We start from the raw sequence: 20,847 nt of genomic DNA, 5'->3' as shown, positions 1-20,847 counted from the left end.
AGAATGGATTTTTTCTTAGTAGTAGATTTTATATTATATTTTTTAATTATTAGTCACAGTTACCATTTAATTTGTAAAGGTCAAATAAAAGCAAAGGAATTATACGTTTTTGGTGCTTATACATTACTATTACAAATAATCCTTGGTCTTCCCTTCTATTTTCTATCTTTAGATGAATTAGGGATTGTAACATTTTTATTTCCTTTGGTATTATATTCCTATTTTAGATGGATTAAACAGTATGAGAGGGATAAAGGATTATTCCTAAGTTTACTACTATCTCTTTTATATGAGAGTCCTCACACCTTTCTGTCCGTAACTTTCTCCTCTATAACAGGAGACAACAGGAGACAATTTTGTTTTACAATATTATGGCCTATTCTTTTTCGTTGTAGCGGTGTTGACTTATATCGTCATCGTAACAAACATTCGTTATTTCCATTTGGAACTATCCTATTTTGACAAAGATTACCTTTATCCTTTCTTGAAAAAAGTATTTTTTGCCTTACTATTGCTACATGTTGCATCTTTCGTTTCAGATATGGTAAGTACGATTAAACATTTGAATAGTTTTGGAAGTATTTTATCATCTATCGTCTTTATCTCTTTACTTTTGACCTTCTTTGCAATGAATTCTCATAAAGTTCAAATGGAGAAAGAGATTGCTTTGAAGCAGAAGAAATTTGAACAGAAACATTTACAGAATTATACAGACGAAATTGTTGCTTTGTATAATGAAATACGTGGTTTTAGACATGACTATGCTGGGATGCTTGTCAGCATGCAGATGGCAATTGACAGTGGTGATTTACAGGAAATTGACAGAGTTTATACTGAAGTTCTGGTCAAAGCAAATCACAAACTGCGTTCAGATAAATACACTTACTTTGATTTGAACAACATAGAAGATTCAGCTTTACGAAGTTTGGTTGCTCAGTCAATTGTCTATGCTCGAAATAATGGTGTAGAGTTTACACTGGAAGTAAAAGATACGATTACCAAGCTCCCAATTGAACTATTGGATTTGGTTCGTATCATGAGTGTTTTATTGAACAATGCTGTCGAAGGATCGGCTGATAGCTATAAAAAACAAATGGAAGTAGCAGTCATTAAAATGGATGTTGAAACAGTTATAGTCATCCAGAATTCATGTAAAATGACGATGAATCCTTCAGAGGATTTATTTATCTTAGGTTTCTCTACTAAGGGAAGAAATAGAGGCCTAGGACTTAATAATGTTAAAGAAATTTTAGACAAGTATGATAACATTATTTTAGAAACAGAAATGGAAGATAGCATGTTTAGGCAAATCATTAGATTTAAGAGGGAATTTGAATGAAAGTTTTAATTTTAGAAGATGTTATTGAACATCAAGTGAGACTAGAGAGAATATTGGATGAAATTTCGAAAGAATCGAATATTCCAATATCATACAAGACAACGGGAAAAGTTCGTGAGTTTAAGGAATATATCGAAAATGATGAAGTGAATCAGCTTTATTTCTTAGATATTGATATTCATGGAATTGAGAAAAAAGGGTTTGAAGTTGCTCAGTTTATTCGTCATCACAATCCTTATGCTATTATCGTCTTTATCACCAGTCGATCAGAGTTTGCGACTCTAACCTATAAATACCAGGTATCAGCCTTAGACTTTGTTGATAAGGATATTAATGATGAGTTATTTAAGAAGAGAATTGAGCAAAATATCTTCTACACGAAGAGTATGTTACTTGAAAATGAAGATGTTGTAGATTATTTTGACTACAATTACAAGGGAAATGATTTAAAAATTCCTTATCATGACATTCTGTATATTGAAACGACAGGTGTCTCTCATAAATTGCGTATTATTGGTAAGAATTTTGCAAAAGAATTTTATGGTACAATGACGGATATTCAGGAAAAGGACAAACATACTCAGCGATTTTATTCTCCTCACAAGTCATTTTTGGTAAATATAGGGAATATCAGAGAAATTGATCGAAAAAACTTAGAAATTGTTTTCTATGAAGATCATCGTTGTCCTATTTCAAGATTAAAAATTAGAAAATTAAAAGATATTCTAGAGAAAAAATCTCAAAAGTAATTGACAATTAGCAAGAAATTGATATAATGGTTATATCTGCTACAGATAGAAGGTCCGTTGGTCAAGGGGTTAAGACACCGCCTTTTCACGGCGGTAACACGGGTTCGAATCCCGTACGGACTATTTTATCCGCCATAGCTCAGTTGGTAGTAGCGCATGACTGTTAATCATGATGTCGTAGGTTCGAGTCCTACTGGCGGAGTATAGATAAAAGGGAACATAGTGTTGTTCCCTTTTTTGTATCAATTTATATCACCAAGCATCTTCATAAGGAAGTCTGTTATTTCTTGAGGACTTTCTTTTTTTCCATGTGCAATCCAAGTTTGGCAAACACCAAAAAGTGCGTGAGTTAGATAAATACTACTATATTCTAATTCAGTGGTATTTAGATTTAGTTGCATAAAGCGTTTTTGTAAATCCGTACTGAGCATGATATGAAGTTTATTTCGTAAGAAATTTTGGATTTCTTTAGTCCCATTTTCAGAAAGAAGGGCAGCCAGAAGTGGTTCTGATTCTAGATATTCAAAGACTTCTAAAATAGCGTCTCTTTTGTGATGAGCATGTTTTTGAAAAATATATTCAAATGTATGAAATAGCTTGCTTTGATAATGCTCAATCATATCATACTTATCCTTATAGTGAGTATAGAAGCTGGAACGGCTAATTCCGGCTTTTTCTGCTAGCTTGACAGTAGAAATTTGATCAAATGGTTGTTCTATTAGTAATTGTACCATAGCATTTTCAATAGTTCGCTTTGTTTTTAAGCGTTTGTTACTTTCTTGCATATTTCCTCCTTGTAAACAAATTAGACTATGTGTCTAAAAATTGGTTTTTTATCTTGTAATTTAGATTTTTTAATGTATAATCTATTATATCAAAATTTTAGACAATATGTTTAAAAAAGGAGGAACTATGTTTAAAGAATGGAAAGCAATTTTTAAAAAACCAACCTTTATTATTGTCATGATAGGAATTTCTCTTATTCCTGCTTTATACAACATCATATTTTTATCCTCAATGTGGGATCCATATGGTCAAGTGTCTGACTTACCTGTGGCAGTTGTCAATAATGATAAAGAGGCCTCTTATAATGGTAATAGCATGTCTATAGGAAAAGACATGGTGTCTAATTTAGAGCAAAATAAATCCTTGGATTTTCATTTTGTAGATGAAGAAGAAGGTAAGAAGGGTCTAGAAAACGGTGATTATTATATGGTAGTGACTTTGCCAAGTGATTTGTCTGAAAAAGCAGCTTCAATTTTAACGAATCACCCAGAGCAAATGCAAATCGATTATCAGACTTCAAGTGGTCATAGCTTTATTGCCAGCAAGATGAGTGATTCTGCAATGACACAATTAAAGCAGAATGTTTCTACCAATGTAACCGAGACTTATACTAAAGCTTTATTCAACAAAATGGTCGATTTAAAGAATGGGATAAGTCAAGCAGCGTCTGGTAGTGAAAAACTAACTGATGGAGCGAATCAGTTAGTGGCAGGAAGTCAAACATTAACTACTAACCTACACTCTTTAGCAGATTCAAGTTTAACATTTTCAAATGGAACGGAGCAGTTTACTAAAGGATTATCCTCTTATGTCTCTGGTGTTGAACAACTTCATCTTGGCTTAGGGAATTTTAATAGTGGTTTAGTTACATATACTGGTGCAGTGAGTCAATTAGATAGTGGGTTAGGTCAATTATCTTCTAAAAGCCCTGAATTAGTGAGGGGAATTAATCAATTATATACTGGTGTAGAATCTTATACTGGCGGTGTTTCTCAGCTCAATGCTGGTCTTAATCAATTTTCATCTGGTGTTAGTGCCTACACCAATGGAGTGGGAAGTCTTGCAACAGGTGCTAATCAGTTATCTAATCAATCAGCTACACTTCGAATGGGAGTGGAGCAATTAAGTGAAGGAATTCAACAACTTTCTAGCAAGTTAGATGCTTCGTCTGAGCAAAAAGATCAAATTAATCAATTATCTTCTGGTTTGAATCAGTTAAATCAAGCTATTCAAAATATTGATGTTGGAGATACAAAACAATTAGATTCTGTTTTATCAAGTATAGTATCTCTTTCTAATCAAATGTTAGCAAGTGCTCAGTCTGATAAAGTGACTACATTAGCTAATATTCAATCGACAGCAGCTTATCAATCATTGACAAGTGAGCAACAAGCTGAGATAAGCGCTTCTGTATCTCAAAATTCGACTGATAGTATTCAATCGGCTCAGTCAATTGTAGCTTTAGTACAAGGTTTACAGGGAAGTTTGGAAAACTTACAAAATCAATCTTCAAATCTTTCGACATTAAAAAATCAAGCTAATCAAGTATTACCTATTGCTTCTACTTCTTTGACGGGATTGTCAAGTGGATTAACAGAGATACAAGGAGCTGTTTCTAGCAAATTAGTTCCTGCTAGTCAGTCGATTACATCGGGGGTAAATGCATATACTGCAGGTGTTGATAAAGTTTCTCAAGGCGCAAATCAACTAAGTGAAAAGAATTCCACCTTGACAGGTAGTTTGGACCAATTAGTTTTAGGCTCAACTACCTTGACACAAAAATCTTCTAACTTGACAGCAGGAGTTGGTCAATTAGTTGAAAAAACTCCAGAATTAGTGTCTGGTATTGAAAAATTATCAAATGGCTCTAATGAATTAAATCAAAAGAGTCAAGAATTGATAGTAGGAGTTGATAAATTGCAGTCAGGATCTAGCCAACTAGCTGACAACTCCAGTCAGTTAATTTCAGGTGCTTCTCAATTAGAAACTGGAGCTAATAAATTGGCAGATGGAGCTGGGAAACTAGCAGAAGGTGGAACAAAGTTAACTTCTGGCTTGGAAGGTTTACAGACAGGAGTTGCTTCTTTAGGACAAGGATTGAGTAATGCTAGTGATCAACTTAAATCAGCATCTACGGAATCTAAAAATGCAGAGATTTTATCAAATCCTCTCAGTCTCTCCAAAACTGACAATGACCAAGTTCCTGTAAATGGAATTGCAATGGCTCCTTATATGATATCAGTTGCTCTCTTTGTTGCAGCAATATCAACGAATATGATTTTTGCGAAGCTGCCTTCAGGACGTCATCCAGAGAGTCGTTGGGCTTGGTTGAAATCTCGAGCAGAAATAAATGGTATTATAGCTGTTTTAGCAGGGATTTTAGTATATGGAGGAGTTCATCTTATTGGTCTAACGGCTAATCATGAGATGAGAACATTTATTCTCATTATCCTAACAAGTTTAGTATTCATGTCCATGGTGACTGCTTTAACAACATGGAATAGCCGTATAGGAGCTTTCATTTCTCTTATTTTGCTTTTATTACAGTTAGCATCAAGTGCAGGTACTTACCCACTTGCTTTGACAAATGATTTCTTTAGAGCTATTAATCCCTGGTTACCAATGAGTTATTCAGTTTCTGGATTACGACAAACAATCTCTATGACAGGGAATATTCATCATCAAGTCATTTTCCTTGTTGTGATATTAGCCCTATTTACTGGTTTAGGTATGCTAACCTATCAACCTAAGAAAATGGAAGAATATTAAAAAAATCGACCAACTGGTCGATTTTTTTATGCCTTAGATGACTTTCGTCTGTGATTATAGATTCCAAATAGTAAGAGAGAAATAAAGGAACATATTGCTCCAGTAATAAAACCATTGGGAATGAAGGAAAGTGTAATAGTTCCTTTCCCCTTGGGAACATCAACTTTCATAAATCCAGTTTGAGCTTGTTTAATTTCTATTTTCTTACCATCTTGGTAGGCAGACCAACCTTTGTCATAAGGAATGGTGAAAAAAATAGATGTATCTTGTTGGACATCATATGTAGCAAAAACCTTGTTTTTAGAAGTTGATACTGTTACGGGCTGTTCTTTAATTTTTTGAATTGCCTCAGTTAAAGTTTGGGTATCTAAACGATAGAAGGTAGGAGATTCAAATGATACTTGTGAATTTCCAGGGAAACTAACATTGATATTGAAAGTTTTTTTCTCTTTTGTATAGCCTAGATTAAAGAAGGAGAAGACATTATCAGTTGTAAAAGTTTTCTTTTCTCCATTTACAAGGATGTCAACCTTCTTTTGTTTGTCATTAGAAAAGTGAAGGTTTGTGAAAGAAAGATAAACTTGGCTGTTTTCTGGAACTTGAATTTGATACTGGATTGATGCATCCTCATTTGAAGAACTGATAACACTAATCAAATCATTAGTATTTTCAGTTTTTTCATAAGGGATTGGAGAAAAATAATCAAAATCGACATTAGCAAGTTGATTTAAAAACGAGGCTTGATTATCTAAAGTATGTTCATTGAACTTGACATCATTGTAAATAGATTGACTAGCAAATGCAATCGGAAGAGAGTATTGATTTTCATACAGGGTAAGATTATCTTTTTGATAGATATCTTTAAAACCATATTTATCAATAGGACTGTCTGAGATATTGTACTGGATACCAAATAAACTATCAACCAAAATACTATTATTGGCATAGCGGAGATTGAGATTAGTCCCAGAGGATTTAAACCCAAGTTTATCCAAAGTAGAGCTTGCTGAACGATTTCGAACAGATGAAAATTGAGAGATTCCATTGTAGTTGAATTTCATACTGTCATTTCCTGTCTGAGTCTCTAGTTTTTCAGTACGAGTAAATTGATTTCCAATATATGTTGAGAAAGATTCCATAGCTGGGATATCTCGATTATATGAACTTCGAGAAGCAAAACCCCATTCTTTAGCAATTCCGTCTATTTGAGATGAAGCATTTAAACTTATTTCAACCATTATAAATAAAGAAATTAGAATGGCAAATAGATTTACAGAGATAAACTTTTTGATAACTGCAAGGAGTAAAAGAGAATAGACAATTAAAAATTCAAGAGTCAGTAGAATATTCAAATCTGTTAAAAAAGAATAATGCGATTTTAGATAGATGGTAGCTAAAAATCCTGTTACTAGAAGAAAAAGTGAAACTAAAAAATTCCAGATTTTAATTTCTTTCAGACGATTTAAGACTTCTGCTGCTGTGTAAATTAACAAGGTAGAGAAAATCCAAGCATAGCGATGTAAAAACATGTTTGGAGTATGCATGCCTTGCCAAAATAAATTAAGAGCTTCTATATAAAAGCTAGCAATTAGAAATGCAAAGAAGATTGCATAGATAAGTTTCACGTGAAACTTAATGGATTTCAGCGTAAAAAATAAAATGGTCAAAATAAAGGGAAGTAGTCCAACAAAAATCATTGGGATGGCCCCATACTTTGTTGTGTCAAAGGAACCAATGAATTGCTTAGCAAAGAGATCAAGATACCAGCTACTTTCAGTTTGAAACTTTGTAACTTCAGTTAATTTTTCTCCATGTGTCTGTAAATCAAATAGAGTAGGAAGAGTCAGAATCAAACTAGCCATACCAGCTAAAACGGAGGTGATTATGAAATCAAGAAAAGATGATTTTCGAGTTTTAAAGTCCCAAGAAATTTGACAGAGATACCAGAAAATAAGAAACAATACTGTCATATAGCCAAAATAATAGTTTTGTATAAATAAGATTGACAGACTTGTAAAGTACAATAGGAATTTCTTTTCAGTGACAAGTAACTGTAAACCAGTTATAATTAAAGGAATCAAGATAAAAACATCTAGCCAGGTTTTTATCTCTAATTGACTAGCTGTGAAACTCATCAGAGCATAGGAAGTAGATAAAGCTAGTTTTAAAGGCTTAGGAATCGATTGAAATAATTTGTTTAAACTAAAGTAAGTTGACAGTCCAATCAATCCAAATTTTAAGAGAGTTGTCAGATAGACAGCATCTGGCATATTCGACAGATTAAAAAAGTAAACTAGAGGTGAAAGGAAACTCCCCAAGTAATAACTAGATAGGGCATAGAAATTCAATCCGAGGCCACTTGTAAAGGTGTAGAACAAACTACCATTTCCGTGTAGGATATTTCTTAGAGCTACATCAAAAATAACGTATTGATGAAAGCCATCTCCCAATAGTGGAGATGTATCACTATTCCAGTAGATACCTTGAGATAGATATACTCCTATCATAATGATTATGGGAATGATGAAAGAAATAAAATAGGTCCAATATGTTTTAAAAAATAATTTCATGTTACCTCATAAAATGTTAGAAAACTCAGCTGGTTAACCCAACTGAGTTTTGAAGTTTTATTTAGTATTTCCAAAGTTCTTTAACTTTTGCTTGTACTTCTGCATTTTCTAGGAATTCATCATAGGTTTCATCGATACGGTCAATGACGCCATTTTTAGACAAGACAATGATATGGTTAGCTAGAGTTTGAATAAACTCGTGGTCATGGCTGGCAAAGATGATTGATTCTTTAAAGTTTTTCAATCCATCATTCAAGCTTGAGATAGATTCCAAGTCCAAGTGATTGGTTGGATCATCAAGTACAAGGACATTTGATTTTAAGAGCATGAGTTTTGAAAGCATGACACGGACTTTTTCTCCCCCTGACAAGACGTTTACAGGTTTGTTAACCTCATCTCCAGAGAAGAGCATACGGCCGAGGAAGCCACGTAGGAAAGTATTGTCATCTTCTTCTTTACTTGCGAATTGACGCAACCAGTCAAGGATTGACTCTCCTCCTGCAAAATCTGCCGAGTTATCTTTTGGCAAGTAAGAACGGCTAGTAGTAACTCCCCACTTGACAGTTCCTTCATAGTCAATGTCTCCCATGATTGCACGAATTAATGCAGTCGTTTGGATGTCATTTTGCCCAATAAGCGCTGTCTTATCACCTGGACGTAAGATAAAGCTGATATTATCTAAAATAGTCTCACCATCAATCTTTACAGTTAGATTTTCTACTGTCAAGAGATCATTACCAATCTCACGTTCCGCTTTAAAGTTGATAAATGGATATTTACGACTAGATGGTACAATTTCTTCAAGTTCAATCTTATCAAGCATTTTCTTACGTGATGTTGCTTGTCTTGATTTAGAAGCATTAGCAGAGAAACGAGCAACGAATTCTTGCAATTGCTTAATTTTTTCTTCTGCTTTAGCATTACGGTCTGCTAGCAATTTAGCAGCAAGCTCAGAAGATTCCTTCCAGAAGTCGTAGTTTCCGACATAGAGTTTGATTTTTCCGAAGTCAAGGTCGGCCATGTGAGTACATACTTTGTTTAAGAAGTGACGGTCATGGGATACAACAATAACGGTGTTATCAAAATCAATCAAGAAGTCTTCTAGCCATGTAATTGATTGGATATCTAAACCATTGGTAGGCTCATCCAACAGAAGAACATCAGGTTTACCGAAAAGTGCTTTGGCTAGGAGAACTTTTACTTTTTCACCGTTGGCCAATTCGCTCATGTTTTGATAGTGCAATTCTTCTGGAATGTTTAGGTTTTGAAGTAGTTGAGAGGCTTCACTTTCTGCTTCCCAGCCCCCAAGCTCAGCAAACTCTCCTTCGAGTTCGGCAGCACGCACTCCATCCTCATCTGAGAAATCTTCTTTCATGTAGATAGCATCTTTCTCCTTCATGATACTATAAAGTTTTTCATTTCCCATGATAACGACATCAATGGCACGTTCGTCTTCATAGTCAAAGTGATTTTGACGAAGAACAGAGAGACGTTCATCTGGACCAAGAGAGATGTGACCAGTAGTAGGTTCGATATCTCCAGCTAAAATTTTTAAAAAGGTTGATTTTCCGGCACCATTAGCACCGATTAATCCATAAGTATTTCCTTCTGTAAATTTGATATTGACATCATCAAAAAGTTTGCGATCACTAAAACGTAGTGAAACATCAGATACTGTAAGCAATGTTTTTCTCCTATATGTGTAATATATTTATTCTACTAGAAAATACGGAAATATTCAAATTTTTATCTGTCAATTTTGTGTAAATTACATTTACAGAATACTTTACACAAATCCGTAAATAGCAAGGCTGATTTATTTTGATAAATTACGGTTATTTCATTAAAAAAGTGCTATAATTGAAGGGACTATATCGAAGGAGAATAAAATGACTAAACCCATTATTTTAACAGGAGACCGTCCAACAGGAAAATTGCATATTGGACATTATGTTGGAAGTCTCAAAAATCGAGTATTATTACAGGAAGAGGATAAGTATGATATGTTTGTGTTCTTGGCTGACCAACAAGCCTTAACAGATCATGCCAAAGATCCTCAAACCATTGTAGAGTCTATCGGAAATGTGGCTTTGGATTACCTTGCAGTTGGATTGGATCCAGGTAAGTCAACTGTTTTTATTCAAAGCCAGATTCCAGAGTTGGCTGAGTTGTCTATGTATTATATGAATTTGGTGTCATTAGCACGTTTGGAGCGTAATCCAACTGTCAAGACAGAAATTGCTCAGAAAGGATTTGGAGAAAGCATTCCGACAGGATTCTTGGTCTATCCAATAGCTCAAGCAGCTGACATCACTGCTTTTAAGGCTAATTATGTTCCTGTTGGGACAGATCAGAAACCAATGATTGAGCAAACTCGTGAAATTGTTCGTTCTTTTAACAACGCATATAAATGTGATGTCTTGGTAGAGCCGGAAGGTATTTATCCAGAAAATGAGAGGGCAGGGCGTTTGCCTGGTTTAGATGGAAATGCTAAAATGTCTAAATCACTCAATAATGGTATTTATTTAGCTGATGATGCGGATACTTTGCGTAAAAAAGTGATGAGTATGTATACAGATCCAGATCATATTCGAGTGGAAGATCCAGGTAAAATTGAAGGCAATATGGTTTTCCATTATCTAGATGTTTTTGGTCGTCCAGAAGATGCTCAAGAAATTGCTGACATGAAAGAACATTATCAACGAGGTGGTCTTGGTGATGTGAAGACCAAGCGTTATCTACTTGAAATATTAGAGCGTGAACTTGGTCCTATTCGTGAGCGCCGTATCGAATTTGCTAAGGATATGGGAGAAGTTTATAATATGCTTCAAAAAGGTAGTGAAAGAGCGCGTGAAGTTGCAGGTCAAACCCTATCTGAGGTTAAAGGAGCAATGGGACTCCATTACTTTAACTAGGTTTATTTTACAAGAAACTATCATTTCTATCTCGAAGAAAAGATAGTTTTTTATTTACCCCTGTAACATTTGACAAATTTTTATAGAATGGTATGATAGATACAATATAAAAAGAGTCAAGCTCAAAAAGAAAGAAAAGAGGAAACTTCGAATGTCTAATTGGGACACTAAATTTTTGAAAAAAGGTTTTACCTTTGATGATGTATTGCTTATTCCAGCTGAAAGTCATGTGTTGCCTAACGATGCAGATTTAACAACTAAATTGGCAGATAATTTGACTTTAAATATCCCAATTATTACCGCTGCCATGGACACAGTTACAGAGAGTCAAATGGCCATTGCTATTGCTCGTGCAGGCGGTCTCGGAGTTATCCATAAAAACATGTCAATTGCTCAACAAGCAGACGAGGTTCGTAAGGTAAAACGTTCTGAAAATGGAGTTATTATTGATCCGTTCTTCTTGACGCCTGAACATACAATTGCTGAAGCAGATGAGCTTATGGGTCGTTACCGCATCAGTGGTGTTCCAGTTGTTGAAACACTTGAAAATCGTAAATTGGTTGGTATTTTGACAAACCGAGATCTTCGTTTTATTTCAGACTATAACCAACCAATCTCAAATCATATGACCAGTGAAAATCTTATTACTGCTCCTGTGGGTACAGATCTTGCAACAGCTGAGAGCATTCTTCAAGAACACCGTATTGAAAAACTTCCGTTGGTAGATGAAGAAGGTCGTCTTTCTGGTTTGATTACTATCAAAGATATTGAAAAAGTTATTGAGTTTCCAAATGCCGCTAAAGATGAGTTTGGTCGTCTACTAGTTGCAGGTGCAGTAGGTGTTACTTCAGATACATTTGAACGTGCAGAGGCTCTTTTTGAAGCAGGGGCAGATGCGATTGTTATTGATACTGCACATGGTCATTCTGCAGGTGTCTTGCGTAAAATTGCTGAGATTCGTGCTCACTTCCCAGATCGTACTTTGATTGCTGGAAATATTGCAACAGCTGAGGGTGCACGTGCCCTTTATGAAGCGGGTGTAGATGTTGTCAAGGTTGGTATTGGACCAGGTTCTATCTGTACTACTCGTGTGATTGCAGGTGTTGGTGTTCCACAAGTAACAGCTATCTATGATGCTGCAGCTGTTGCGCGTGAATATGGTAAAACGATCATTGCTGACGGTGGAATCAAGTATTCTGGAGATATTGTAAAAGCCCTTGCTGCAGGTGGAAATGCTGTTATGCTTGGATCAATGTTTGCTGGAACAGACGAAGCACCAGGTGAAACTGAAATCTTCCAAGGACGTAAATTCAAGACTTACCGTGGTATGGGATCAATCGCAGCAATGAAGAAAGGTTCAAGCGATCGTTACTTCCAAGGTTCTATCAATGAAGCAAACAAACTTGTTCCAGAAGGAATTGAAGGTCGTGTTGCTTATAAAGGTGCGGCAGCTGATATTGTCTTCCAAATGATTGGAGGTATTCGCTCTGGTATGGGTTACTGTGGTGCAGCTAACCTTAAAGAACTACACGATAATGCTCAATTTATTGAAATGTCTGGTGCTGGTTTGAAAGAAAGCCACCCTCATGATGTACAAATTACGAATGAGGCACCAAATTATTCTATGTAAAAAACAATGAAAAGAACTCCTGCGAAAACAGGAGTTCTTTTACAATGTTGTCAAGTTTTATTTACAATAACTTTACCATCTTGAATAGTGAAAATACTTAGATTTTCTGGTAGATTTTGAAGATGATCTATGCTTGTTGTTGTGATAAAGGTTTGGATTGAATGAGAAATCGTTTCTAATAATTTTAGTTGTCTAGTGTTGTCAAGTTCGCTCATAACATCGTCAAGCAGTAATATTGGAGATTCTGTAGTAATGCTTTCCATTAACTCGATTTCTGCTAATTTTATTGAGAGGACGAGACTACGATGTTGGCCTTGACTTCCGAAACTAGCATCCATTCCATTTATATAAAAAGAAATGTCATCTCGATGAGGACCGACACCAGTATTCTTTTTAAATAAATCTCTGGATCTACTTTTTTCTAAAGCGATTTTGAAAGATTCGGATAAGTTTTCTTTGTCAGTTATCTTGACAGAAGATTGATAGGCTATTGACAACTCTTCAATCTGATTAGAGAGTTCAAAATGTTTCTTACGGCCAAAATATTCTAGTTTTTTTATAAAATCTAAGCGGTGATTCATCACACGACATCCATAATCGACTAGCTGATCATCTAGTACTGAAAGGAAGGTTTCATCTATTGTTTGAGCTGATTTTAGATAGGTATTTCTTTGTTTAAGGATGTGGTTATAATTGGTTAAATCTGATAAATAGATTGGCTTAATTTGTCCAAGCTCCATATCAATAAATTTTCGTCGAATTGAAGGTGCTCCTTTAATTAGTTGTAAATCTTCAGGAGCAAATAAGACAACATTCATGTGTCCGACATAATCTGAAAGTCGTGCCTGTTTTAAATGATTAACTTTTGTCACACGCCCTTTTTGTGTTAGTTCGATTTCGAGAGGAATGGATCCAGTTTTTTTCTGAACAAGACCTGAAAGATGAAGCTGTTCCTCATCAAAATGAATGAGATTTTTATCTGTTCGAGTTCGATGACTGCGTGTTAAGGCTAAAAAATAGATAGCCTCTAACATATTTGTTTTTCCTTGTGCATTGCGTCCTAAAAAGACATTCAATTTAGGATTAAAGTCTATTTTCGTCTCTTTGTAATTACGAAAAGTCTTGAGAGATAGGTGTTGTAGCCACATGATTATCTACCAGGGAATCGCGGAGCTTGTCTGCTTTTGGGTGATGAAGCAGGTTTCGATTTGTCTTTTTTTAGTCCCTTATTCATCTCCTTGACAAGTTTAGCGATTCGTTCTTTTTCAACTTTATCATCTTGGTATTCATCCTGTTCTTCAGAAGTAGGTTGTGTCAACAAGATGTCAATATTCATGTCAGGGATGTCAACTTTATCACCAATACGAAGTTTTTTACCACGACGATTTTCTAATTCCCCATTAAAGTAAACAGAATGTTCAGAGAGAAATGATTTAATAGCTCCTCCGCTATGTGTAATTCCAAGTTCTTTGAGTAGTGCTTGGAGGGTAATAAATTCTTCAAATAATTTGTATTCCATAATTCACCTCAATCTTTGGTATTATACCATATTTTCCTAAAAATAGTGAGAGAAACAAGGAGTAATGTAAGCGATTTTTATTTCAAAAGTGTTACAGAGAACAAGAAAATTTCAGGTTTTCGTGATATAATAGAAGTCTGTATATAAGGAGGTAAATCATGGAGTTAGTGCATGGAATTTCAACACATTTTATCCAATCAAAAAAGTTTAAAACGAACAAAATCGCCGTGCGTTTTACCGCTCCATTATCCCTCGATACGATTGCAGGTCGCATGTTGAGTGCGAGTATGCTAGAGACTGCTAATCAGATGTACCCCACTTCTCAAGATTTGAGAAGACATTTGGCCAGTCTATACGGTACAGATATGTCAACCAATTGTTTCAGAAGAGGACAAAGTCACATTGTAGAATTGACATTTACCTATGTTTGTGATGAGTTTTTAAGTAGGAAAAATGTTCTAACTTCTCAGGTTTTGGAATTTGTAAAAGAAACTCTTTTTTCACCCGTAGTAGTTGATAATGGGTTTGATTCGGCTTTATTTGAAATTGAGAAAAAACAATTGCTAGCAAGTTTAGCAGCTGATATGGATGATTCTTTTTATTTTGCACATAAAGAATTAGATAAATTATTTTTTCATGATGAACATCTTCAATTGGAATATAGTGATTTACGAAATCGTATTTTAGCTGAAACTCCACAAAGTTCTTATTCTTGTTTCCAAGAATTTTTGGCCAATGATCGAATAGATTTCTTTTTCCTAGGTGATTTTAATGAGGTTGAAATTCAAAATGTATTAGAATCATTTGGCTTTAAAGGTCGAGAAGGAGATGTGAAGGTTCAGTATTGTCAACCTTATTCCAATATCCTTCAGGAAGGTATGGTTCGGAAAAATGTGGGACAATCCATTTTGGAATTAGGTTATCATTGCCCTTCTGAATATGGTGATGAGCAACATTTACCCATGATTGTAATGAATGGTTTACTTGGTGGATTTGCTCATTCTAAGCTCTTTACAAATGTCCGTGAAAATGCTGGATTAGCTTATACTATTTCAAGTCAGCTTGATTTGTTTAGTGGATTCTTGAGGATGTATGCTGGCATTGATCGAGAAAATCGGAATCAGGCTCGAAAAATGATGAATAATCAACTGCTTGATTTAAAAAAAGGATATTTTACAGAGCTTGAGCTAGAGCAGACCAAGGAAATGATTCGTCGGTCTTTGTTGCTTTCTCAAGATAATCAAGGTTCATTGATTGAATGTGCTTATCAAAATGCCTTACTTGGAAAATCTTCAGCAGACTTTAAAAGTTGGATTGCAAAACTCGAGCAAGTTGACAAAGATGCTATTTGTAGAGCAGCTAATAATGTGAAACTACAGGCGATTTACTTTATGGAAGGAATAGAATGACAAAGGATATTTTTGAAGAAAAATACTATCCAGCTGTAAAAGAAATGGTTTATCGAACTTGTTTATCAAATGGATTGACAGTTGCTCTTTTGCCTAAAAAGGAATTTAAAGAGGTTTACGGGAGTGTAACTGTACAGTTTGGTTCGGTAGATACGCTTGTCACAGAAATTGACGGAGATGTAAAACAATATCCTGCAGGAATTGCTCATTTTCTTGAACATAAATTATTTGAGAGAGAAGATTCTAGCGATTTGATGTCAGCTTTTACGAGTCTAGGTGCGGATAGCAATGCCTTTACAAGCTTTACAAAAACAAACTATCTTTTTTCAGCAACGGATTATCTCTTAGAGAATGTAGATTTACTTGATGAATTGGTGACATCAGCACATTTTACTGAAGATTCCATTTTAAGAGAGCAGGATATTATTCAGCAAGAACGAGAAATGTATCAAGATGATCCAGATTCGTGTTTATTCTTTTCAACTTTAGCGAATTTGTATCCTGGTACACCTTTAGCAACTGATATAGTTGGAAGTGAGGAGTCCATTTCCCAAATTAATCTAACTAATTTGCAAGAAAATTTCACAAGGTTTTACAAACCTGTAAACATGTCTCTGTTTTTAGTTGGTAATTTTGATGTGGAAAGAGTAAAGGACTATTTTGAAAGAAAAGAACTGGAAGAGTTAGATGTTCAGGAAGTAGCAAGAGAAAAGTTTGTTTTAAAAGATGTAAAGCAAACAGACAGTATGAGAATGGAAGTATCTTCTCCTAAACTAGCGATTGGTGTTAGAGGTAAACAAGATGTTGCTGAGGATGATTGCTATCGACATCATATTTTATTAAAATTATTGTTTGCAATGATGTTTGGTTGGACTTCGGATCGTTTTCAAAAGTTATATGAATCAGGTAAAATTGATGCGTCCTTATCTCTTGAAGTTGAAGTAACAAGTCGCTTTCATTTTGTTATGTTGACAATGGATACAAAAGAGCCAGTTGCTTTATCTCATCAGTTTAAAAAGGCTATTCGTAATTTTACAAAGGATTTAGATATTACAGAGGATCATTTAGATATTATAAAAAGAGAGATGTTTGGAGAATTTTTCAGTAGCATGAACTCTCTTGAATTTATTGCAACGCAATATGATGCTTTTGGACAAGGTGAGACAATCTTTGATTTGCCGAAAATTTTACAGGAAATTACTTTAGAGGATGTCCTTGATGCTGGACATCATTTAATAGATGATGGTGACATAGTTGATTTTACAATATTCCCATCGTAGAAACCTATCATAATCGATACTAGAAAGAAGGAATGACAAGTATGAGGAAAAAAACAATTGGTGAGGTTTTACGTTTAGCTAGAACCAACCAAGGGTTGACTTTAGAAGAATTACATAAAAAAACAGAAATTCAGTTGGATATGTTGGAAGCAATGGAAGCTGATGATTTTGATCAACTTCCTAGTCCATTTTATACTCGTTCTTTTTTGAGAAAGTATGCGTGGGCAGTTGAACTTGATGAGAGAATTGTCTTGGATGCTTATGATTCTGGGAGCATGATTACTTATGAGGAAGTAGATGTTGATGAAGAGGAGTTGACAGGTAGGAGACGTTCAAGTAAGAAAAATAAGACATCATTTTTACCTTTATTTTATTTTATACTCTTTGCCCTATCGATTGTCATTTTTGTGACTTATTATGTTTGGAATTATATTCAGACTCAACCGGAGCGTTCATCTGCGTCTAGTTATAGTGTAGTCCAAGCAACAAGCTCGACTAGTTCTGCAACTCCATCTTCAACTAGTAGTGGTTCATCAAGTAGCTCTTCGAATATTGAACCAGTTATAAGTGTATCAGGTGAAGGAAATTATGTAGAAATCGCTTATAAAACAAGTAAGGAAACCGCAAAATTGCAATTATCGGTTTCAGATGCTAGAAGTTGGGTTAGTGTTTCAGAAAGTGAGCTTGAGGGTGGTGTGACCTTATCACCGGATAATAAAAGTGCAGAAACAACAGTTTCAACAAAAAATCCTGTGACCATTACTTTAGGTGTTGTCAAAGGTGTTGCTTTAACAGTAGATAATCAGACTGTCGATTTATCGAAATTAACAGCTCAAACTGGACAAATAACTGTAACCTTTACTAGAAATTAAGGAAAAACGAATGAAAAAAGAACAAATTCCCAATCTCTTGACAATAGGTCGAATTCTCTTTATACCTATTTTTATCTTTATTTTAACGATAGGAAATTCGCTAGAAAGTCATATAGTAGCAGCTATTATATTTGCTATTGCCAGTATTACCGACTATTTAGATGGATATTTAGCTCGTAAATGGAATGTGGTCAGTAATTTTGGCAAATTTGCAGATCCTATGGCGGATAAGTTACTAGTTATGTCTGCTTTTATTATGCTGATTGAGTTAGGTATGGCTCCAGCTTGGATTGTTGCAGTGATCATCTGTCGTGAGTTGGCTGTGACAGGTTTAAGGCTTTTATTGGTTGAAACTGGTGGGACAGTTTTAGCAGCAGCAATGCCTGGAAAAATTAAAACTTTCAGCCAGATGTTTGCGATTATTTTCTTGCTATTACATTGGATTTTTCTTGGTCAAATTCTACTTTATGTAGCCTTGTTTTTCACTATCTACTCTGGCTATGATTATTTCAAGGGTAGTGCCTATGTATTTAAAGGGACATTTGGTTCGAAATGAAATCAGTAGTTGATGTAAAAAATCTTTCTTTTCGTTATAAGGAAAGTCAGGAATACTATGATGTGAAGGATATTACGTTTCACGTGAAACGTGGAGAATGGCTTTCGATTGTAGGGCATAATGGTAGTGGTAAATCAACGACGGTTCGCTTAATTGATGGCTTACTGGAAGCAGAATCCGGAGAGATTGTAATTGATGGCCAACGGCTGACTGAGGAAAATGTTTGGAATATACGTCGTCAAATCGGTATGGTTTTTCAAAATCCAGACAATCAATTTGTTGGAGCGACTGTTGAAGATGATGTTGCCTTTGGTTTGGAAAATCAGGGACTTTCTCGTCAAGAAATGAAAAAGAGAGTGGAAGAAGCTCTGGATTTGGTTGGCATGTTGGACTTTAAAAAGAGAGAACCAGCGCGTCTATCAGGTGGCCAAAAGCAACGTGTGGCTATTGCTGGTGTTGTAGCCCTAAGACCAGCTATTTTAATCTTAGATGAAGCAACGAGTATGTTGGATCCTGAGGGACGTAGAGAACTAATTGAGACAGTAAAAGGAATTCGAAAAGACTATGATATGACGGTCATTTCCATTACACATGATTTGGAAGAAGTTGCCATGAGTGATCGTGTGTTGATCATGAAAAAAGGGTCAATTGAATCAACTAGTAGTCCAAGGGAGCTTTTCTCTCGAAATGATTTGGATCAAATTGGATTAGACGATCCTTTTGCTAATCAATTAAAATATTCTTTGAGCCAGAATGGCTATGATTTGCCTGAAAATTATTTGACAGAAAGTGAGCTAGAGGATAAGCTATGGGAATTGCTCTAGAAAATGTGAGTTTTACGTATCAAGAAGGGACTCCCTTAGCCTCAACAGCTTTGTCGGATGTTTCCTTGACGATTGAAGATGGTTCTTATACGGCTTTAATTGGGCACACAGGTAGCGGCAAATCGACTATTTTACAACTTTTAAATGGTTTATTGGTGCCAAGTCAAGGAAGTGTACGAGTTTTTGATACCTTAATCACCTCGACTTCTAAAAACAAAGATATTCGTCAAATTAGAAAACAGGTTGGCTTGGTATTTCAGTTTGCTGAAAATCAGATCTTTGAAGAAACGGTTTTGAAAGATGTTGCTTTTGGACCGCAAAATTTTGGAGTTTCTGAAGAAGATGCGGAGCAGATTGCGCGTGAGAAACTGGCTCTGGTTGGAATTGATGAATCACTTTATAATCGTAGTCCGTTTGAGCTGTCAGGTGGCCAAATGAGGCGTGTCGCTATTGCAGGCATACTTGCCATGGAACCAGCCATATTAGTCTTAGATGAGCCCACAGCAGGCCTGGATCCCTTGGGAAGAAAAGAGCTGATGAATTTGTTCAAAAAACTCCACCAGTCAGGGATGACCATTGTCTTGGTAACGCATTTGATGGATGATGTTGCTGAATATGCAAATCAAGTCTATGTGATGGAAAAGGGACGTTTAGTTAAGGGGGGTAAACCAAGTGATGTCTTTCAAGATGTTGTCTTTATGGAAGAAGTTCAGTTGGGAGTACCTAAAATTACAGCCTTTTGTAAACGATTGACTGATAGAGGCGTGTCATTTAAACGATTACCGATTAAGATAGAGGAGTTCAAGGAGTCGCTAAATGGATAGTATGATTTTGGGGCGTTATATCCCAGGGAATTCGATTGTTCATCGATTGGATCCACGTAGCAAATTACTGGCTATGATGCTACTGATTTTGATCGTTTTTTGGGCTAATAATCCCTTAACGAATCTAATTCTTTTTATAGCGACAGGGATTTTTATTGCCTTGTCAGGAGTATCTCTTTCATTTTTTATTCAGGGCTTGAAGTCTATGTTTTTCTTGATTGCCTTCACAACTATTTTTCAACTGTTTTTCATTTCTAATGGGAATGTTTTATTTGAGTTTTCATTTGTGAGAATCACAGATTATGCTTTGCAACAAGCTGGAATTATTTTTTGTCGCTTTGTATTGATTATTTTCTTTTCAACTTTGTTAACTTTAACTACCATGCCTTTAAGTTTGGCATCAGCTGTTGAAGCTTTATTAGCACCTTTAAAGCGTGTGAAAGTTCCAGTTCATGAAATTGGCTTAATGCTATCTATGAGTTTGCGTTTTGTTCCGACCTTAATGGATGATACGACGCGGATTATGAATGCACAGAAAGCGCGTGGAGTGGATTTTGGTGAAGGAAGCATTGTTCAAAAGGTGAAGGCTATGATTCCCATTTTGATTCCTCTTTTTGCGACAAGTTTAAAACGTGCAGATTCCTTGGCTATTGCTATGGAAGCGCGTGGTTATCAGGGGGGGAAAGGCAGAAGTCAATATCGACAACTGAAATGGACACGAAAGGATACGCTGACCATTCTTGTTATTATCGTACTTGGTTGTTGCTTATTTTTCTTAAAATCTTAGTAGCTTTCAGGAATTCAT

The 20,847-nt window shown here is 35.4% G+C and carries 16 protein-coding genes, 2 tRNA genes and 1 pseudogene; 14 read left to right on the top strand and 5 right to left on the bottom strand.

All coding sequences use genetic code 11. The features are described 5' to 3' along the window. Positions 1–3 precede the first annotated feature (3 nt). The 4 genes and pseudogenes from comD to N8O80_RS09085 all read left to right on the top strand — a co-directional run bounded on the left by comD (position 4) and on the right by N8O80_RS09085 (position 2,290). Positions 4–1,339 (top strand): annotated as a pseudogene (gene comD, locus N8O80_RS09100) (competence system sensor histidine kinase ComD). Continuing rightward, positions 1,336–2,088, top strand: a complete 753-nt coding sequence (gene comE, locus N8O80_RS09095) for a competence system response regulator transcription factor ComE (RefSeq protein WP_000866073.1) — start codon at positions 1,336–1,338, stop codon at positions 2,086–2,088. The pseudogene comD and the gene comE overlap by 4 nt, the downstream one beginning before the upstream one ends. 51 nt (positions 2,089–2,139) lie before the next feature. After that, positions 2,140–2,211 (top strand) — tRNA-Glu (locus N8O80_RS09090). 5 nt (positions 2,212–2,216) lie between these two features. Then, a tRNA-Asn gene (locus tag N8O80_RS09085) sits at positions 2,217–2,290 on the top strand. Positions 2,291–2,330: 40 nt separating this feature from the next. Here N8O80_RS09085 and N8O80_RS09080 read toward each other — a convergent pair. Then, positions 2,331–2,873, bottom strand: coding sequence for a TetR/AcrR family transcriptional regulator (locus N8O80_RS09080; RefSeq protein ID WP_261028028.1), 543 nt, complete (start codon positions 2,871–2,873; stop codon positions 2,331–2,333). A 127-nt stretch (positions 2,874–3,000) separates the two neighbouring features. On the opposite strand from N8O80_RS09080, the gene N8O80_RS09075 reads away from it, so the two are divergent. Continuing rightward, positions 3,001–5,643: a YhgE/Pip domain-containing protein gene (locus N8O80_RS09075; RefSeq protein ID WP_261028027.1), complete on the top strand. Its 2,643-nt coding sequence runs from the start codon at positions 3,001–3,003 to the stop codon at positions 5,641–5,643. A 26-nt stretch (positions 5,644–5,669) separates the two neighbouring features. Here the strand turns inward: N8O80_RS09075 and N8O80_RS09070 are convergent, their stop codons facing one another. Both N8O80_RS09070 and N8O80_RS09065 read right to left on the bottom strand, forming a co-directional pair. Then, positions 5,670–8,213, bottom strand: a complete 2,544-nt coding sequence (locus N8O80_RS09070) for a YfhO family protein (RefSeq protein ID WP_120770763.1) — start codon at positions 8,211–8,213, stop codon at positions 5,670–5,672. A 61-nt stretch (positions 8,214–8,274) separates the two neighbouring features. Next, positions 8,275–9,897, bottom strand: a complete 1,623-nt coding sequence (locus tag N8O80_RS09065) for an ATP-binding cassette domain-containing protein (protein WP_261028025.1) — start codon at positions 9,895–9,897, stop codon at positions 8,275–8,277. A gap of 205 nt (positions 9,898–10,102) precedes the next feature. Between N8O80_RS09065 and trpS the strand changes: the two genes are divergently transcribed. Further along, complete coding sequence (gene trpS, locus N8O80_RS09060) at positions 10,103–11,128, top strand: tryptophan--tRNA ligase (protein ID WP_261028024.1); 1,026 nt, start codon at positions 10,103–10,105, stop codon at positions 11,126–11,128. Positions 11,129–11,279: 151 nt separating this feature from the next. Continuing rightward, positions 11,280–12,758 carry an IMP dehydrogenase gene (gene guaB, locus N8O80_RS09055; RefSeq protein ID WP_261028022.1) on the top strand — a complete coding sequence of 493 codons (1,479 nt, stop codon included), beginning with the start codon at positions 11,280–11,282 and terminating at the stop codon, positions 12,756–12,758. A 50-nt stretch (positions 12,759–12,808) separates the two neighbouring features. Here the strand turns inward: guaB and recF are convergent, their stop codons facing one another. Together recF and yaaA are read right to left on the bottom strand one after the other, a co-directional pair. Next, positions 12,809–13,906: a DNA replication/repair protein RecF gene (gene recF, locus N8O80_RS09050; protein ID WP_064276835.1), complete on the bottom strand. Its 1,098-nt coding sequence runs from the start codon at positions 13,904–13,906 to the stop codon at positions 12,809–12,811. A gap of 2 nt (positions 13,907–13,908) precedes the next feature. Continuing rightward, on the bottom strand, positions 13,909–14,277 hold the full coding sequence (gene yaaA / locus N8O80_RS09045; protein WP_061864821.1) for a S4 domain-containing protein YaaA: 369 nt from the start codon (positions 14,275–14,277) through the stop codon (positions 13,909–13,911). 158 nt (positions 14,278–14,435) lie between these two features. Between yaaA and yfmF the strand changes: the two genes are divergently transcribed. Genes yfmF through N8O80_RS09010 form a run of 7 tightly spaced genes read left to right on the top strand, consistent with a single transcriptional unit; the run spans position 14,436 to position 20,829 of the window. After that, entirely contained in the window at positions 14,436–15,686 is a 1,251-nt protein-coding gene (yfmF, locus tag N8O80_RS09040; protein WP_261028018.1) for an EF-P 5-aminopentanol modification-associated protein YfmF, read from the top strand. Further along, positions 15,683–16,966 carry an EF-P 5-aminopentanol modification-associated protein YfmH gene (gene yfmH, locus N8O80_RS09035; protein ID WP_261028017.1) on the top strand — a complete coding sequence of 428 codons (1,284 nt, stop codon included), beginning with the start codon at positions 15,683–15,685 and terminating at the stop codon, positions 16,964–16,966. Before yfmF ends, yfmH begins: the two co-directional genes overlap by 4 nt. A gap of 41 nt (positions 16,967–17,007) precedes the next feature. Then, positions 17,008–17,838, top strand: coding sequence for a cytoskeleton protein RodZ (gene rodZ, locus N8O80_RS09030; RefSeq protein WP_049487620.1), 831 nt, complete (start codon positions 17,008–17,010; stop codon positions 17,836–17,838). Between the two features lie 10 nt (positions 17,839–17,848). Beyond that, positions 17,849–18,394 (top strand): CDP-diacylglycerol--glycerol-3-phosphate 3-phosphatidyltransferase, encoded by a 546-nt coding sequence (gene pgsA, locus N8O80_RS09025; protein WP_061864819.1) that lies wholly within the window; start codon positions 17,849–17,851, stop codon positions 18,392–18,394. Beyond that, positions 18,391–19,218: an energy-coupling factor ABC transporter ATP-binding protein gene (locus N8O80_RS09020; RefSeq protein ID WP_004269806.1), complete on the top strand. Its 828-nt coding sequence runs from the start codon at positions 18,391–18,393 to the stop codon at positions 19,216–19,218. Before pgsA ends, N8O80_RS09020 begins: the two co-directional genes overlap by 4 nt. Next, positions 19,203–20,042 (top strand): energy-coupling factor transporter ATPase, encoded by an 840-nt coding sequence (locus tag N8O80_RS09015; RefSeq protein ID WP_125458327.1) that lies wholly within the window; start codon positions 19,203–19,205, stop codon positions 20,040–20,042. Before N8O80_RS09020 ends, N8O80_RS09015 begins: the two co-directional genes overlap by 16 nt. Beyond that, positions 20,035–20,829 carry an energy-coupling factor transporter transmembrane component T family protein gene (locus N8O80_RS09010; protein WP_261028013.1) on the top strand — a complete coding sequence of 265 codons (795 nt, stop codon included), beginning with the start codon at positions 20,035–20,037 and terminating at the stop codon, positions 20,827–20,829. The genes N8O80_RS09015 and N8O80_RS09010 overlap by 8 nt, the downstream gene beginning before the upstream one ends. Positions 20,830–20,847 lie beyond the last annotated feature (18 nt).

This window comes from Streptococcus mitis, assembly GCF_946190155.1.
GTDB classification, from domain to species: domain Bacteria; phylum Bacillota; class Bacilli; order Lactobacillales; family Streptococcaceae; genus Streptococcus; species Streptococcus mitis_CL.
The sequence above is the reverse complement of the archived record's forward strand: the minus strand, read 5'-3'. Positions and strand labels throughout refer to the sequence as shown.

What these genes read in the sequence shown, in the direction of transcription:
- N8O80_RS09015 (WP_125458327.1), top strand. Translation starts at nt 19,203, where the DNA reads ATGGGAATTGCTCTAGAAAATGTGAGTTTTACGTATCAAGAAGGGACT.
- trpS (WP_261028024.1), top strand. Translation starts at nt 10,103, where the DNA reads ATGACTAAACCCATTATTTTAACAGGAGACCGTCCAACAGGAAAATTG.
- N8O80_RS09080 (WP_261028028.1), bottom strand. Translation starts at nt 2,873, where the DNA reads ATGCAAGAAAGTAACAAACGCTTAAAAACAAAGCGAACTATTGAAAAT.
- N8O80_RS09075 (WP_261028027.1), top strand. Translation starts at nt 3,001, where the DNA reads ATGTTTAAAGAATGGAAAGCAATTTTTAAAAAACCAACCTTTATTATT.
- yaaA (WP_061864821.1), bottom strand. Translation starts at nt 14,277, where the DNA reads ATGGAATACAAATTATTTGAAGAATTTATTACCCTCCAAGCACTACTC.
- N8O80_RS09010 (WP_261028013.1), top strand. Translation starts at nt 20,035, where the DNA reads ATGGATAGTATGATTTTGGGGCGTTATATCCCAGGGAATTCGATTGTT.
- yfmF (WP_261028018.1), top strand. Translation starts at nt 14,436, where the DNA reads ATGGAGTTAGTGCATGGAATTTCAACACATTTTATCCAATCAAAAAAG.
- rodZ (WP_049487620.1), top strand. Translation starts at nt 17,008, where the DNA reads ATGAGGAAAAAAACAATTGGTGAGGTTTTACGTTTAGCTAGAACCAAC.
- pgsA (WP_061864819.1), top strand. Translation starts at nt 17,849, where the DNA reads ATGAAAAAAGAACAAATTCCCAATCTCTTGACAATAGGTCGAATTCTC.
- N8O80_RS09020 (WP_004269806.1), top strand. Translation starts at nt 18,391, where the DNA reads ATGAAATCAGTAGTTGATGTAAAAAATCTTTCTTTTCGTTATAAGGAA.
- N8O80_RS09070 (WP_120770763.1), bottom strand. Translation starts at nt 8,213, where the DNA reads ATGAAATTATTTTTTAAAACATATTGGACCTATTTTATTTCTTTCATC.
- recF (WP_064276835.1), bottom strand. Translation starts at nt 13,906, where the DNA reads ATGTGGCTACAACACCTATCTCTCAAGACTTTTCGTAATTACAAAGAG.
- comE (WP_000866073.1), top strand. Translation starts at nt 1,336, where the DNA reads ATGAAAGTTTTAATTTTAGAAGATGTTATTGAACATCAAGTGAGACTA.
- yfmH (WP_261028017.1), top strand. Translation starts at nt 15,683, where the DNA reads ATGACAAAGGATATTTTTGAAGAAAAATACTATCCAGCTGTAAAAGAA.
- guaB (WP_261028022.1), top strand. Translation starts at nt 11,280, where the DNA reads ATGTCTAATTGGGACACTAAATTTTTGAAAAAAGGTTTTACCTTTGAT.